The sequence below is a fragment of the Mycolicibacterium chengduense genome (assembly GCF_033741155.1).
Taxonomy (GTDB): Bacteria; Actinomycetota; Actinomycetes; order Mycobacteriales; family Mycobacteriaceae; genus Mycobacterium.
In genome coordinates, this window is sequence record NZ_JAWQNH010000005.1 from 92,303 (window position 1) to 107,659 (window position 15,357).

The 15,357-nt window shown below is 68.4% G+C and carries 11 protein-coding genes; 3 read left to right on the top strand and 8 right to left on the bottom strand.

The genetic code is table 11. The features are described 5' to 3' along the window. Nucleotides 1-10: 10 nt before the first annotated feature. Nucleotides 11-1,120, top strand: coding sequence for a fatty acid desaturase family protein (locus SBI67_RS18965; protein ID WP_318982063.1), 1,110 nt, complete (start codon nucleotides 11-13; stop codon nucleotides 1,118-1,120). On the opposite strand, the gene nei2 is transcribed toward SBI67_RS18965, so the two are convergent. Genes nei2 through SBI67_RS18990 form a run of 5 tightly spaced genes read right to left on the bottom strand, consistent with a single transcriptional unit; the run spans nucleotide 1,121 to nucleotide 8,476 of the window. Further along, nucleotides 1,121-1,888 (bottom strand): endonuclease VIII Nei2, encoded by a 768-nt coding sequence (gene nei2 / locus SBI67_RS18970; protein ID WP_318982064.1) that lies wholly within the window; start codon nucleotides 1,886-1,888, stop codon nucleotides 1,121-1,123. It abuts the gene before it with no gap. A gap of 7 nt (nucleotides 1,889-1,895) precedes the next feature. After that, nucleotides 1,896-2,378 carry a DUF2834 domain-containing protein gene (locus SBI67_RS18975; protein ID WP_318982065.1) on the bottom strand — a complete coding sequence of 161 codons (483 nt, stop codon included), beginning with the start codon at nucleotides 2,376-2,378 and terminating at the stop codon, nucleotides 1,896-1,898. Nucleotides 2,379-2,435: 57 nt separating this feature from the next. Further along, a complete protein-coding gene (locus tag SBI67_RS18980) occupies nucleotides 2,436-6,929 on the bottom strand; it encodes an ATP-dependent helicase (protein ID WP_318982066.1) in 4,494 nt (1,497 codons plus the stop codon). Between the two features lie 56 nt (nucleotides 6,930-6,985). Then, nucleotides 6,986-7,636 (bottom strand): TetR/AcrR family transcriptional regulator, encoded by a 651-nt coding sequence (locus SBI67_RS18985; RefSeq protein WP_318982067.1) that lies wholly within the window; start codon nucleotides 7,634-7,636, stop codon nucleotides 6,986-6,988. Nucleotides 7,637-7,678: 42 nt separating this feature from the next. Then, complete coding sequence (locus tag SBI67_RS18990) at nucleotides 7,679-8,476, bottom strand: SDR family oxidoreductase (protein ID WP_318982068.1); 798 nt, start codon at nucleotides 8,474-8,476, stop codon at nucleotides 7,679-7,681. Between the two features lie 269 nt (nucleotides 8,477-8,745). Here SBI67_RS18990 and SBI67_RS18995 point away from each other — a divergent pair, with 269 nt between their 5' ends. Then, the gene (locus SBI67_RS18995) at nucleotides 8,746-10,077 is read left to right on the top strand and encodes an HNH endonuclease signature motif containing protein (RefSeq protein WP_318982069.1); all 1,332 of its coding nucleotides are present in this window, start codon (nucleotides 8,746-8,748) and stop codon (nucleotides 10,075-10,077) included. Nucleotides 10,078-10,144: 67 nt separating this feature from the next. Here the strand turns inward: SBI67_RS18995 and htpG are convergent, their stop codons facing one another. Genes htpG through hglS form a run of 3 tightly spaced genes read right to left on the bottom strand, consistent with a single transcriptional unit; the run spans nucleotide 10,145 to nucleotide 14,865 of the window. Continuing rightward, entirely contained in the window at nucleotides 10,145-12,097 is a 1,953-nt protein-coding gene (gene htpG, locus SBI67_RS19000; protein WP_318982070.1) for a molecular chaperone HtpG, read from the bottom strand. 24 nt (nucleotides 12,098-12,121) lie between these two features. Then, nucleotides 12,122-13,651: an L-piperidine-6-carboxylate dehydrogenase gene (gene amaB, locus SBI67_RS19005; protein ID WP_318982071.1), complete on the bottom strand. Its 1,530-nt coding sequence runs from the start codon at nucleotides 13,649-13,651 to the stop codon at nucleotides 12,122-12,124. Beyond that, the gene (gene hglS, locus SBI67_RS19010) at nucleotides 13,648-14,865 is read right to left on the bottom strand and encodes a 2-oxoadipate dioxygenase/decarboxylase (protein WP_318982072.1); all 1,218 of its coding nucleotides are present in this window, start codon (nucleotides 14,863-14,865) and stop codon (nucleotides 13,648-13,650) included. Before hglS ends, amaB begins: the two co-directional genes overlap by 4 nt. A 30-nt stretch (nucleotides 14,866-14,895) precedes the next feature. Here hglS and SBI67_RS19015 point away from each other — a divergent pair, with 30 nt between their 5' ends. Then, nucleotides 14,896-15,354 (top strand): Lrp/AsnC family transcriptional regulator, encoded by a 459-nt coding sequence (locus SBI67_RS19015; RefSeq protein WP_318982073.1) that lies wholly within the window; start codon nucleotides 14,896-14,898, stop codon nucleotides 15,352-15,354. Nucleotides 15,355-15,357 lie beyond the last annotated feature (3 nt).

Here is a 15,357-nt window from a genome sequence, read left to right on the forward strand (position 1 = left end):
AAGGCAAATCATGACTACGCTCGAATTGCCCCGTACCTCTGCCGCGCCGGCCCCGGCGCCCGCCGCCGCGACGTCGGCGAAGTACACGCTCACCCCCGAACAGTTCGAGGCGTTCGGCGCCGAACTCGACGCCATTCGCGAGCGCCAGCTGGCCGATCTCGGCGAACGCGACGCCGACTACATCCGCAAGATCATCAAATGGCAGCGCAGCCTGGAGGTCGGCGGGCGCGCCCTGCTGTTCCTGCCGCCGGCCTGGCCGATCGGGACGGTGCTGCTGGGCCTGTCGAAGATCCTGGACAACATGGAAATCGGCCACAACGTCATGCACGGCCAGTACGACTGGATGGGCGATCCGGCGTTGCGCGGCCAGAACTTCGAGTGGGATTCGGCCTGCCCGTCCAATCAGTGGCGGCACTCGCACAACTACATGCACCACACCTACACCAACATCGTGGACCTGGATCGCGACATCGGCTACGGCGTGCTGCGGATGAGCGAAGACCAGAAGTGGCATCCCTACTACCTGGGCAACCCGCTCTACGCGTTCCTGCTGATGGTGTTCTTCCAGTACGGCGTCGCGCTGCACGAGCTGGAGACCGAGCGCATCCGCGCCGGCGAGATCAAGCTGCGGGACAAGAAGGACATGCTCGCCGAGATGTGGGCCAAGGTCAAGAAGCAGACCATCAAGGACTATGTCGCCTTCCCGCTGTTGGCCGGCCCGTTCGCGCCCTTCGTCTTCGCGGGCAACATGACCGCCAATCTGATGCGCAACGTGTGGTCCTACACCATCATCTTCTGCGGGCACTTCCCCGAGGGCACCCACGAGTTCACCGTGGAGGAGACCCGTGACGAGACCCGTGGCCAGTGGTACTACCGGCAGTTGCTGGGCTCGGCGAACCTGGCTGGCGGCAAGTGGTTTCACATCTTCAGCGGCAACCTGTCGTTCCAGATCGAACACCACCTGTTTCCGGATATCCCCGCGCACCGCTACGCCGAGATCTCCGGCGAGGTCAAGGAGATCTGCGGGCGCTACGGCCTGCCCTACAACAGCGGACCGCTGCCCACCCAGTTCTTCTCGGTGGTCAAGAAGATCTGCCGGCTGGCGTTGCCGTGGAAGTGATTACGCCGTCTGGCAATTCGGGCACCAATAGCTGATCCGGTCGCCGCTGTCGTCCACCTCGATGGTGGTACCGCAGCGGCGACACGGTTCGCCGGCCCGGCCGTACACCCACAGCTGCCGGCCACGCCGGGTATCGCCGGTGGTGCAGCGATTCCAGCGGGAACGGTTGAGCCACAACATGTCCCGAGCGCGCTGTGCCAACCGCAGAGGATCCTCGACACTGTCCACCCGGGCGGTGGGCCTGCGGCCGAAGACGAAGCACAGCTCGTTGGCGTACACATTGCCGACCCCGGCCATCACCCGCTGATCCAGCAGGGTCGGTGCCAGCGGGCGGCCGGGATCGGCGGTCAGGTTGCTCGCGGCCAGTCGCGGATCCCAGTCCGGGCCGAGCAGGTCCGGGCCGAGGTGGGCGACCACCTCCTGATCGCGGGCCCGCTCCAGGACCTCCAGGATGCCCAGATCGATACCGGTGGCCAGGCTGTCGGCTGTGCCGAGGACGGCGCGGATGCGGTGTGGCGCCACCCCGGCGGGACCGATCCGCCAGCTACCCTCCATCTTCAGGTGCGAGTGGATGCTGGCCCCACCGTCCTCGGGGCCGACCCGGATGAACAAGTGCTTGCCCCGGCTGACCACCTCCTCGACCACCTGGCCGGACAGGTCCACCGTGGCATAACGCGGTACCCGGATATCGCAGCGGGTCAACGTCTTTCCTGCCAGTGCCTGCCTCAGCTTGGAGGCAGTGTGGAAGACGGTGTCACCTTCGGGCATACCCCCATTACACCGCAACCTCGGCGCGGGTCTTCTGATGGCGGTGCTGACGGTCCAGCACCGCGAAATAGAACGCGTAGGCGAATGCGCAACTGGTGAACAGGCTGGATACGAAGAACAACCACGGCCGCCTGATTCCGCGCCGGTACCCGTCGACGACGGTGAACAGCGGCAGCAGGATGACGTTGATGATGGTGTAGTCCTGGCTGGCCGAACTGGCCGCGGGGTTGGTGTAACCGAGCGCGATGAACTGTTGCCAACTGCCCGGGCCCCAGAACGGGTTGCTCGACGGGGTGGCGTATTCGGCGACGAAACGGGCGTTGAAGTAGTAGCCCAGGACGGTGGCGGCGATGCCGACGACGTAGTACGCCGCCTCCAACACCGATACCTGCGGGCCGGTCGCGGGGTGGGCGAAGATGTCACGGTTGGCGCGGACGATCCACGCGAAGACGGCGAATCCGAGCAGCAGGTGAACGGCGAGCGAGACCATGCCGTCAGTATGACCCCCGCGAGAGCATGTTTTGTCAAATTTGACATTACTGGGGGTTCAGCGCAGGCGCAGGCCGCGCGGGGTCCTGGTGAAACCGGCCTCGGTCAGCGCCTCCTGCGCGGCTCCGCGTGCCTCGTCGGCCCCCGGGTCGTGCACCGACACCCCGTTGACCCGCTCCACCACCAACGACGGAAGGCGGCGCTCGTGCACCAGCCCGGCCAGCGCACCGGCCGCCGCGTGTTGCGCGCCCGCCTCGGCCCCGAAGCTCAGCAGCGAGCGCCCGCCGCGCTCCAGGAACCACACCAGCCGGCCGTCCACCAGCACCACCAGCGCACCGGCCTTGCGGCCCGGGCGGAAGTCGCCGCACGCCGGCCAGGGCAGCGCGGCGCCGTAGGGATTGGCCGGATCCGTCGCCGCCAGGACGACGGCGTGCCATTCGGGTCGTTCCGGGTCCACCCCGTCCAGATAACTGCGCAGCCGGTCCACGGTCGAGGCGGCGGCGAACTGCGCGCCACCGAGTGATTCGATGAAATAGCCGCGCTGGCACCGCCCCGCGTCCTCGAAGGCGGTGAGCACCTTGTACAGCATCGCGAATCCGCCGGGGAAGCCCTCCGTGGCCCCGCGGGTCAGCACGCCGTGCCGGTTGAGCAGCAGCTCGGCCTGGAAGTGGCTGCGCACAGTGGAATCCAGCTCCGGCGCCGGTAGCGCCGACCAGCGGCCGGAGACCTTCGGATCGGCGCGCGAGGTGGGGTGCGCGACGCGGTAGCGGCTCAGCCGGGGCGGGCTCTTGCGTTGCCGGTGCGCGGGAGCCCGGCGTGACCCGTGCAGCACCGCACGCACCGGCGCGAAGGTGTCGCCGGTGACCCAGCCCGCCCAGATCAGTTCCCACAGTGCGGCGGTGAAGGCGTCGTCCTTGCCCGGCTCGGCCAGCTGCCGGAAGAAGTAGGCACCGCCGACCGACAGGGTGTCCAGGATGCCGCGATGCACGTCGGTGAGCTCGATCTCCGCCGGAGCGGCCAACGTCAACGGCGCCGACTCGGCGAGGTGAAACGCCACCCACCCGTCCGCGGCACCGATCTGCCCGGCGCCGGACCAGGTGACCTCACCGGAGGCGAGCAGTTCGTCGAGCATGGCGGGTTGGTAATCGGCCACCCGTTGGGGCAGGACGAGCGATTCGACCGCCGAGGCCGGCAGTGCCACCCCGGCCAGCTGCTCGATGACCGTGGCCAGCCCGTCGATCCCGCGGTTGTGTGCGGACGAGACATGCTGCCAGGCGGGCAGGAATCGGCCGTAGGCTGCCGGGCTGACCGGCTCCACCGCGGCCCGCAGCGCGGCCAACGAGCGGCGCCGCAGGATCTTAAGAACCGTTGCATCACACCACTGTTCGCGCGCCGTGGCGACGGCCGCCGACGGGGCGTCGCTGAACTCACCGCGCACCAGTTTGCCGTCGGCGGCCAACCGGCCCAGCACGTCGGCGGTAACCCGCAACCCGAGGCCGAACCGGGCCGCCGCCTCGTCGGTGCTGAACGGCCCTCGGGTGCGCGCGTAGCGGCCGAGCAGCTCACCCAGCGGGTCGTCCACGCTCTCCAGGAACGTCGCAGGCACCCCGACCGGCACCGCCACCCCGACACCGTCGCGCAGCAGGCCGATGTCCTCGATGGACGCCCACCAGGTCGCCCCGGCGAACGACACCGTCAGCGCCCGCCGTGCGGTGCGCAGCCCCTCCAACCAGCCACCGATGTCATCGGCCACGCACCGGGCCTTCAGTTCCTCCTCGGTCAACGGGCCGAGCAGTCGCAGTAGGTCGGCGATGCCTTCGGCATCGCGGGCGTGCCGTTCGGGATCGAGATGCTGCAACTGGCGGGTGGTGGCCGCGGTCACCTCGGGATCGAGCAGATCGCGCAGCTCCACCCGGCCCAGCAGTTCGGCCAGCAGCACGCTGTCCAGGGACAGTGCCGCCGCCCGGCGCTCGGCCAGGGGGCTGTCGCCTTCGTACATGAAGGCACCCACATAGCCGAAGAGCACCGACGCGGCGAACGGTGACGGGGTGGTGGTTTCCACGTCCACCAGCCGCACTCGGCGCTGGGCGATCCGACTCATCAGACCGGTCAACGCCGGCACGTCGTAGACGTCCTGCAGGCATTCCCGCACGGTCTCGAGAACGATGGGGAAGTCCGGGTACTTGCGTGCGATATCGAGCAGTTGCGCGGCACGCTGACGTTGATGCCACAGCGGTGAGCGTTTACCGGGGTGGCGCCGCGGCAGGAGCAGCGCCCGCGCCGCGCACTCCCGGAAACGGGAGGCGAACAGTGCCGACCCACCCACCTCGGCGGTCACGATCGGCTCGATCTCGTCGGCGTCGAACACGAAGATATCCGGCCCGGGCGGCTTTTCGTCGGTATCGGGGAGTCGCACGATGATGCCGTCGTCGGATGCGGTGGGTTTCTCGTCGATGCCGTACCGCTCGTGCAGCCGGCGTGACACCGCCAGCGCCAGCGGTCCGTGCACCCGCAGCCCGTACGGCGAGTGCAGGATGATCCGCCAGTCACCCAGTTCATCGTGGAAGCGCTCCACCACCAGGGTGGCGTCGGTGGGCACCACCCCGGTGGCCTGGCGCTGCTCGTCGAGCAGCTGCCACAGGTTGTCGGTCGCGTAATCGTCGAAACCTGTTTCTCGGCATCGCATCTCGAAGTCGTCGCGACCCAGGGCGGCGAGCTCGCCGGTGAACCTGCCCACCGCAGCACCCAGTTCGGCGGGGCGACCCACGCTGTCCCCACGCCAGAACGGCAACCGCGCGGGCTGCCCGGGGGCCGGCAACACCATCACCCGGTCGTGGGTGATCTCGGTGATCCGCCAGCTGGTCGCGCCAAGGGAGATCACATCACCGGGACGCGACTCGTAGACCATCTCTTCATCGAGTTCGCCTACCCGAGAGGGCTTTTCGGTGGCGAGATAGACGGTGAACATGCCGCGGTCGGGTATCGACCCGCCGGAGGTGACGGCCAACCGTTGCGCTCCGGGTCGCGCGGTCAGGCTGCCGTGATCTCGGTCGTACACCAGGCGGGGACGCAGCTCGGCGAATTCGGTGGAGGGGTATTTACCGGACAGCAGGTCCAATGTCGCCTCGAACGCGCTGCGCGGTAGCGTCGCGAACGGCGCGCTGCGCCGGACGGTGTCGAACCAGGCCTCCGCGTCAAGGGGCTCCAGCGCGGCCGCGGCCACCGTGTGTTGGGCCAGGATGTCGAGCGGATTGGCAGGCACCGCCATGGTTTCGATCTCGCCGGCCTGCATGCGGTGCACCGTGACCGCGCAGTCGATCAGGTCGGTGCGGTGATTGGGGAACAGCACACCCTGCGAGATCTCGCCGACCTGATGGCCGGCCCGGCCGATGCGCTGGAGCCCGCTGGCCACCGACGGCGGCGCCGAAACCTGGATCACCAGATCGACCGCGCCCATGTCGATACCCAACTCCAGGCTGGAGGTGGCGACGACGGCTCGCAGGCGCCCGCTCTTCAGGTCGTCCTCCACCGCGGCTCGCTGCTCCTTGCTCACCGAACCGTGGTGGGCGCGCGCGAGCAGCGTGGGCGCGCCGTGGCTCTGGCCGCTGGCCATCAGCTGGGCGGGCGCCCCACCGCCCACCTTCGGATTATGCGACTCGGGCAGCTCGATCCCGCTGCGCTCGGCATGGATCTCGTTGAGCCGTGAGGTGAGCCGCTCGGCGAGGCGCCGGGAGTTGGCGAACACGATCGAGGACCGGTGCGCTTCGATCAGGTCGACGATGCGTTCCTCGACATCCGGCCAGATCGAGTTGTCGGCCAGATTCGCCATATCCGGCACCGGCACCTGAACCTTGAGATCGAAGGTCTTGTCGGCGGGCGGGGCGACGATGGTCGTCGGAGCGGCGCCGGCCAGGAAACGCGCCACCTCCTCCGGCGGACGCACCGTCGCCGACAGGCCGATGCGCTGGGCCGGCGCGTCGAGCAGGGCGTCCAGTCTTTCCAGCGAAAGCGCAAGGTGCGCCCCGCGTTTGGTGCCCGCGACGGCGTGCACCTCGTCGACGATCACGGTGTGCACCGTGGCCAGCGTGTCGCGGGCCGACGACGTCAGCATCAAGAACAGCGACTCGGGGGTGGTGATGAGCACGTCGGGCGGTGTGGTGACGAGCGCGCGACGCTGCTGCGGTGTGGTGTCACCGGACCGCACGCCGACGGTGATGTCCGGGGCCGGCTCACCGAGACGTTCGGCCACCCGCGCAATCCCGGTGAGCGGGGTGCGCAGGTTGCGCTCGACGTCCACGGCCAGCGCCTTCAGTGGTGACACGTAGAGCACCTTCGTGCCGCGGCTCCGCGTGCCGCGGGCCAGCCCGTCGATGGCCCACAGGAATGCGGCCAGCGTCTTGCCCGACCCGGTAGGCGCGATGACCAGCGTGTGCTTGCCATCGGCGATGGCTGCCCAGGCCTGGGCCTGTGCGGCGGTGGGGGCGGGAAAGGTGCCCGTGAACCACTGCCGGGTCAGCTCGCTGAACCGGCCGAGTGGATCGGGGGTCGCCATTGGTCCATAGTGCAGGGAGGGTCCGACAAGTCGGCGACCGGCGGCGAAATCGCTGGTCAGCGGGCGTCGGGTTGAACGGCGGCGACCAGTGCGGCGGGGATGCCCGGTACCCGGCCGAGGGCGTCCAACAGGGCGTGCGCACAGGTGTCTGCGACGAACTCGCCGCCCAGCGTCGGGTCGAGCACCCGCTGGCGGCAGAACTCGAAGGTGAACGCCAACCAGCCATACACCGTGACGCGCAGGTTGCGGGCGAGTTCCGGGCTGGGCGCAGCGCCGCCCGCGTCGGTGATGGCGGCGATGATGCGGTCGGCTTGGCGGTCGTTGTCCAGTTCGTCGATGCCGCGCAGCACCGGGTCGGCCCGGCCCATCCCCATGTACGCCGCCCAGGCACCGTGTGGATGCTCCTCGTCGTACCGAAGGTAGGCCAGCACCCCGGCGCGCAGTTGGTCGAACAGACTCTGACCGGGTTCCGGTGCCTTGTTGGTGGCCTCGAACAGGCGCTCGCCCTCATTGCGGACCACCGCGGCGAAGAAGGCGCGTTTGTCCGGGAAGTAGTGGTACATCAGCGCACGGGAGATCCCGGCGCGTTCGGCGATCTCGTCGATGCGGACCTCGTCATAGGGCCGCTGCCCGAACACCTCGGCGCCGAGGGCCAGTAACTCGGTCCTCCGGTCGTCGGGGGACAGGCGTCGCCGTGAGGCACCCATGCGGGAATCGTAATGGGCACGTGTTCAACACCGACGCCCGCGTCACCCACCCAGCGAGCGCTGATACCGGCGCATCCCGGCGATCCAGCGCTCATAGTCGGCGCCTTTGCCGCGGTAAATGTCCAGCACCGCCGGGTGCGGCAGCACCAGGAACCGGTCGTCGCGCACTCCGGCCAGCGTCGCGGCGGCCACCTGATCGGCGCTGAGCACCTCACCAGCGGTGGTGACCGCGGCACCGGCGACCCTGGTGGCCGCATCGGCGGAGTCGGTGATGTCGTCGAGCAGGGGTGTGGCGACACCCATCGGGCATACGCAGGTGACACCGATCCCGTTGTCGCCGTAGGTGATGGCCAGCCACTCGGCGAAGCCGACGGCGGCGTGCTTGCTGACGGCATACCCGGCCGCGCCGACCTGGGTGAGCAGACCAGCGGCCGAGGCGATGCTGACGAAATGCCCACTGCCGCGCTGCAACCACTCGGGGACGAGGGCGTCGGCGGCGCGGATATGCGCGCGCAGGTTCACCGACAGGATGCGGTCCCAGTCGCTGTCGCTGCCCAGTCCGGGCGCGCCGATGATGCCGGCGTTGGCGACGTAGATGTCGACGGGCCCGAAGGACGCCCGCGCGGTGTCGACCAGCGCTGCGATGCCTTCGACCGATGCGGCGTCGGCCCGCACCCCCACGGCCCCGGCACCGATCGCGTCGGCGGTCGCGGCAACGGCGTCACCGTCGACATCACCGGCCACCACCGACGCCCCGGCCCCGGCCAACGCCTCCGCCAGTGCCCGTCCGATACCCGAGCCGGCTCCGGTGATGACGGCCACGCTGCCCTCGATCCGCATGGGATCTGTCTACCGTACGAACGGGTGTTCCGGTGCACCCGGTTCTGGGCCGGACAGGCGTGCGGCGGCGCCCTTGCGCCCGATCACCGATAGGCGTACGGTAGAACATACGTTCGAAACATGGTTGCCCGTGATCGCCACTCACGGGCTTTGCCGCGACTGACGGTCGCCGAGGGTACGACGGTCCTTTTCGAGGATTGTTCGAACCAATGTGCCTAGCTGATACCTGAAATGTCCTCCTGTCTATAGGTATTCGAGAGGTTCCCGGCATGGACGCTGCCGATGTCGACACTTTTGTGGATGCGTTGATCGACGATCTTGCGATGACCCCCATCCCGGACGACGAGGCTCAGCGCACGTTGTTCCATCTTTTGCACTGTCCCCGGAGCGTGGTTGATGACGAGCCGCTACTGACGGTGTTGGCGGCAGCGGTCGCCGCCCGCAACCTGCTCGACCATGTCATCTCGTCCGCCACCGCAGCGGCCGAGCGGCTCCGAATCCCGGCGCGACGGCACCTGCGTTCGGCGACTGATCTGCTGACCGCCCTCGGCATGGCCCCTGCCGCAGCACAACGCGCCGGACGGGTCGGCCGCGCAGCGCACACCCTGCCCGCCCTCACCGCGGCCCAGCGCCTCGGCGGGATCGGTATCGAGTTCGCCGACGCCGTGGGGCGCGGGATCGTCCACATCGACAAGCGGACCCCGCTGTCGGAGGAGGATCGTGCGGGGGTTGTGCGGAAGCTGATGGTTCAGGCCACCCCCGCAGACGTGGCGAAGAAGGCCCGTGCCATCGCCATCGATCGGGCCGCGGCACTTCCCGCCGAGCAGGGCGCGGTACCGGTCGCTGAGAACGCCGACCTCAACGAGATGACGTTGGCGCACAACGACGACGGCCGGGTGAGCGCCACACTCGACCTCGATATCCTCACGGGCGAGGAACTGTGCGCCGCGCTGGATCCGCTGTGCCGGCCGGTGCCGCTGCCGGACGGATCCCCGGATCCCCGCCCGGTGGATAGGCGGCGTGCTGACGCATTCGGGCAGTTGCTGCGCACCTATCTGTCGCACTCGGCGCGCCCGATGTCCGGTGGCGTACTGCCGCACGTCACCCTGATCCGTTCGGCCGCCTCGCAGGCGGCGCCGTCGCTGGGTGACCGGGTGGACGATCTCGGATTCGGTGGCCCGGTCAGCCCCGTGACCGCGGAGCTGATCTCCTGCGACTGCACCCGGACCTCGGTGACCGTCGACGGCGCCGGTGTGCCGCTGGACGTGGGGCGCAGTGAGCGGCTGTTCACTCCCGCGCTTCGCAAAGGGCTGGCCGTCCGCGATGGTGGTTGCGCGTTCCCCGGCTGCGGACGACCGGTGTCCTGGTGCGACGCCCACCATATTCAGCACTGGAGCCAAGGAGGAACAACCAGTCTGGACAACGGGATCCTGCTGTGCCGGTGCCACCACACCTTGATTCACCACAGCGGTTGGCAGGTCTATCTCGGCCACGATCGCCACCCCTGGTTCATTCCGCCCCACGACCCGGCACGCTCCGAACCCGCGCACCTGCCCTCGCACGCCCGACGGACCATGACCGATCTGCCGGCCGCCGCATGACCGCGTCGGACGCACCTTGACAACTCCACAGTGACCCCGCGCCCGCGGCCAGTGACCAGAAGTTCGCCTAGAAGGTGTTGGCCAACCGGTCGGCGAGGATGTTCGCGAAGCGTGCCGGATCGTCGAGCGAGCCACCTTCAGCGAGGAGTGCTGTGCCGTAGAGCAATTCAGCGGTATCGCTGAGCCCTTCCGTCCCCGCCGCCAAGGCGTCCCGCAGCCCGGTAACCAGTGCGTGATCGGGGTTGAGCTCCAGGATGCGCTTGCCGACGGGCACGTCCTGACCCGACGCGCGGTACATGCGCGCCAACTGCGGGGTGATGCCGAACGTGTCGGTGATCAGGCAGGCCGGCGAGGATGTCAGCCGCGTCGACAGTCGCACCTCCTTGACGTGCTCGTCGAGCGTCTGCTGCAGCCACGCCAACAGATCGGCGAAGTCCGCGCGCTCGGAGTCCGAAGCCGAGTCGTCCTTGGCGCCAAGGTCGACTTCGCCCTTGGCCACCGACTGCAGCTTCTTGCCTTCGAACTCGGGGACCGTCTCGACCCACACCTCGTCGACCGGGTCGGTGAGCAGCAGCACCTCGTAGCCTTTGGCTCGGAATGCCTCCAGATGTGGTGAGCGCTCCAGCAATTGGCGCGATTCGCCGGTGGCGTAGAAGATCTGGTCCTGGTCTTCCCTCATCCGCGAGACGTAGCCGGCCAGGGTGGTCGGAACATCCTCGGAGAACGTGGAGGCGAACGACGACAACGCCAGCACCGTGTCGCGGTTGTCGGTGTCGGAGAGCAGGCCCTCCTTGAAGGCCCGGCCGAATTGCGTCCAGAAGGTCGTGTAATCCTCGGGACGGTTGGTCTGGAGGTCCTTGATCGCCGCCAGCACCTTCTTGGTCAGGCTGCGTCGGATCACCTTGATCTGGCGGTCCTGCTGCAGGATTTCACGGGACACGTTGAGCGACATGTCCTGCGCGTCGACGACACCCTTGACGAACCGCAGGTATTCGGGCATCAGCTCGTCGCAGTCGCCCATGATGAAGACGCGCTTGACGTAGAGCTGTACACCGGTGCGCGCGTCGCGGTTGAACAGATCGAACGGCGCCTGCGAGGGGATGAACAGCAGCGCCTGGTATTCGAAGGTGCCCTCGGCCTTCATCGTGATGACATCGAGCGGCTCATCCCACGCGTGCGCGATGTGCCGGTAGAACTCGTGGTACTCCTCATCGGAGACCTCGCTCTTGGGCTTGGCCCACAGCGCGGTCCGGGAGTTGATCGTCTCGGTTTCGACGGTCACGGTCGGCTCGGTGCCGTCCTCGCCGTCCTCGCCGTCCTCGCCGTCCTGCCCGGCGCCCTCCCCGGTGGCAGGAACCGTCTTCTCGACCTCCATCCGGATCGGCCAGGAGATGAAGTCGGAGTACTTCTTGACCAGCTGGCGGATCTTCCACGGTGCGGTGTAGTCGTGCAGTTCGTCGTCGGCGTCCTCCGGCTTCAGGTGCAAGGTGACCGACGTGCCCTGGGGCGCGTCGTCGACGGTGGCGATGGTGTAGGTGCCGTCACCGCTGGACTCCCAACGGGTGGCGGTGTTTTCGCCGGCCTTTCGGGTCAGCAGCACGACGGAGTCGGCGACCATGAACGTCGAGTAGAACCCGATGCCGAACTGGCCGATGAGGTCGGTCGCATCACCGGCCTGCTGGGCCTCACTCAGCTTGCGGCGCAGCTCACCGGTTCCGGACTTGGCCAGCGTGCCGATCAGGTCGACCACCTCGTCACGGGACATGCCGATCCCGTTGTCGCGGATCGTCAGTGTCCGTGTCGAGGCATCGGGATCGATGTCGATGTGCAGATCCGACGTGTCGACGTCCAGATCCTTGTCCTGGTAGGCCGCCAGTCGGAGCTTGTCCAGCGCATCGGAGGCATTGGAGATCAGCTCCCGCAGGAACGAGTCCTTGTTGGAGTAGATGGAGTGCACCATCAACTGCAGAAGCTGACGTGCCTCGGCCTGAAATTCTCTGTGTTCGACCTGCTCGCTCACGCCACGAATTTTACAAACCGCAACTCAGCCGAACTGGACGCCCTGGGCGAGCGGCAGCTCGGAGGAGTAGTTGACGGTGTTGGTCGCCCGGCGCATATAGGCCTTCCACGAATCCGACCCCGACTCGCGGCCGCCCCCGGTCTGCTTCTCACCGCCGAACGCGCCGCCGATCTCGGCACCTGAGGTACCGATGTTGACGTTGGCGATCCCGCAGTCCGAGCCGTCTGCCGCCATGAACCGTTCTGCTTCACGGATGTCGGTGGTGAAGATGGCCGAAGAAAGGCCTTGCGGTACCGCGTTGTTGAGTTCGATCGCCTCGTCGAGGGTGTCGTAGGTCAGCACGTAGAGGATGGGGGCGAAGGTCTCGTCGTGCACCACCGAGGTCTGGGCGGGCATCCGCACCACCGCGGGCCGAACGTAGTAGGAGCCCTCCCCGAGATCGACGCGCTCGCCGCCGACCACCTCACCCCCGTCGGCGCGGGCCTGCTCCAGCGCGGCCACCATGTCCCGGTAGGCGCGCTCGTGCACCAGCGGGCCGACCAGGGTGCCGTCGGCGGCCGGGTTGCCCACCGGCAGGCTGCGGTACGCCGAGGTGATCCGGTCGACCAACTCATCGGCCACCGACCGGTGCGCGATCACCCGGCGCAGGGTGGTGCAGCGCTGTCCGGCGGTGCCCGCCGCGGAGAACACGATGCCGCGCAACGCCAGATCGAGATCGGCCGACGGGGTGATGATCGCGGCGTTGTTGCCGCCCAGTTCCAGCAGTACCTTGCCGAACCGCTGCGCCACCCGGGGGCCGACCTCGCGACCCATTCGCACCGACCCGGTGGCGCTCACCAGCGCGACCCGCGGATCGTCGACCAGCAGCTCGCCGATCTCCCTGCCGCCCTGGATCAATCGGCAGATCTGCTGCGGTGCGCCGACCTCGGCCGCGGCGCGCTCGACCAGCGCCTGACACGCCAGCGCCGTCAGCGGGGTGAGTTCGGACGGTTTCCACACCACCGTGTCGCCGCACACCAGCGCGACGGCGGTGTTCCATGCCCACACCGCCACCGGAAAGTTGAAGGCGGTGATCACGCCGACCACGCCGAGCGGATGCCAGGTCTCCATCAACCGGTGGCCGGGACGCTCGGAGGCGATGGTCTTGCCGTACAGCTGCCGGGACAACCCTACGGCGAACTGGCAGATGTCGATCATCTCCTGCACCTCGCCGAGGGCTTCGGAGGTGATCTTGCCGGCCTCGACGGTGACCAGGGTGGCCAGGTCGGCCTTGTGTTCGACGAGCAGTTCGCCGAGTCGCGCCACCACCTGACCGCGTACCGGGGCCGGGGTGGTGCGCCAGGTGGTGAAGGCCTCGGCGGCTTGGGCGATGGCGGCATCGGCGTCGGCGACCGAGGTCTCGGCGATGGTGAACAGCACCTCCCCGGTGATGGGGGTGCTGGCGGGCAGGCCCGCCTGCGCCACGGTGAGGTCGGCGCCGATGGCCTGCAGCGCCAAGCGCACCCGGTCGCGCAGTTCACCGGCGGTGGGCAGGGTGGATTGCATGGTGGTCATGATGCCGCCTTCTGGTAGAGATCGTAAGGATCGTGGATGTGGTGGCCGATGGCGCCGGCCAGCCGGTCGAGGCTGTAGTGGGGCGTGTCAGCGGTCTCGGCGGTATCGGCGACGCTGGCGTCGCGATCCAGGTTGGACCGGAAGATGCCGGCCGCCGATGCGGGGAGGAAATCCTCGTAGACAACGGGTTTGGCCGGGTCGCCACCGACGTAGTAGGCCAGGCTGGCCGCGGCCATCTCGGCGTCGGTGGCGGGGAAGTAGTCGCTCCAGCGAGCCGGGTCGGCCATAGCGGCGTCGTAGCGCTGCCGGCCGAGCGGGGTGAGCGCGACTCCGCGGGCCTCGACCTCGCCGAAACGCACCCGCAGCGCACCGTCGAACTCGGCACCGCCGGCTCCGCGGAACCGGCGCGGCTCGGCGAGCGCCCGAAAAGACGTCTGCCGCAGCAACACCGCGGGCCCATCGGTACGCGGCGGGCCCTGGATGGCGTCGATCATCGTGATCCCGCGCGCCGTCATCCGCCGGTAGAGCTCGTCGATGTCCAGCACCCGCGGGGTCAGGTGATTGATATGGGTGGTGCCGACACCGGCGATATCGGCGGCCACCGCCGACACCGCGCTCAGTTCGTCGTACCAGGCCTTGTCGATAGGTGTCCGCGACAGGGCGAAGGCGGCGGTGGCGCGGGCCACGAAGTCGTCCGCCTCGTCCGGGCGCGCCCCACCGGCGTCGGCGATGCGGCGGGCGTCGGCGATCAACGCGGGATCGAACAGCTGCCGCTGCGCCACGAACCGGTCCACCCTGGGCCGCAGATCGGCGTCGAAGAACCGGGCATCGGCGGTGGCCAGCATCGAGGTGAACACCCGGAACGGGTTGAACTCCAACTCTTCTGCCTCGATCGGCCGGAATGCGGTGGAGACCACCGGCACCGGCGATGCGGCGTCGCGCAAGTCGTAGAAGCCGACCGGATACATCCCGAAGGCCGCGAAAAGGTCTGCGACATCGGCCATCTCGGCGGCATTGCCGACCCGGATGGCGCCGTGTCGCTCGGCGGTGACGCGCTCCAGCGAACCGAGCCGATCGCTGTCCGCGCCGCCGGCACAGTCCCGGTTCACCTCGGTGCTGACCTGAACCAGGGTGGTATAGGCGGGCACCTCGGTGCCGTACATGGCCGACAGTGCCGCGGCGAAGGCGGCGCGCAGCTGCGCAGCACGGATCATGCGCGCGTCCCCCTGCGATACAGTCCGGCCATGTCCGATGCCGACCACCTCGACGATATCGACCGGGCGCTGGTGCGCGAACTTCTCACCGACGGCCGGGCCACCCTCGCGCATCTGGCGGCGACGGCGGGCTTGTCGGTGTCGGCGGTGCAGGCTCGGGTGCGGCGGCTGGAATCGCGTGGCGTGGTCACCGGGTACGCGGCGCGCGTCGACCCCGAAGCGGTCGGCAACTTGCTATCGGCGTTCGTGGCCATCACCCCTCTCGATCCGTCTCAACCCGATGATGCGCCCGCCCGCCTGGAGCACATTCCCGAAGTGGTGTCGTGCCACTCGGTCGCGGGCGAGGAGAGCTACATCCTGCTCGTGCGGGTGGGGTCACCGCGGGGTCTGGAAGACCTGTTGCAGCAGATCCGGACAGCCGCCAACGTACGCACACGCAGCACGGTCATCTTACAGACTTTTTACGAAGGACGCGAATATCTACCGTAGATA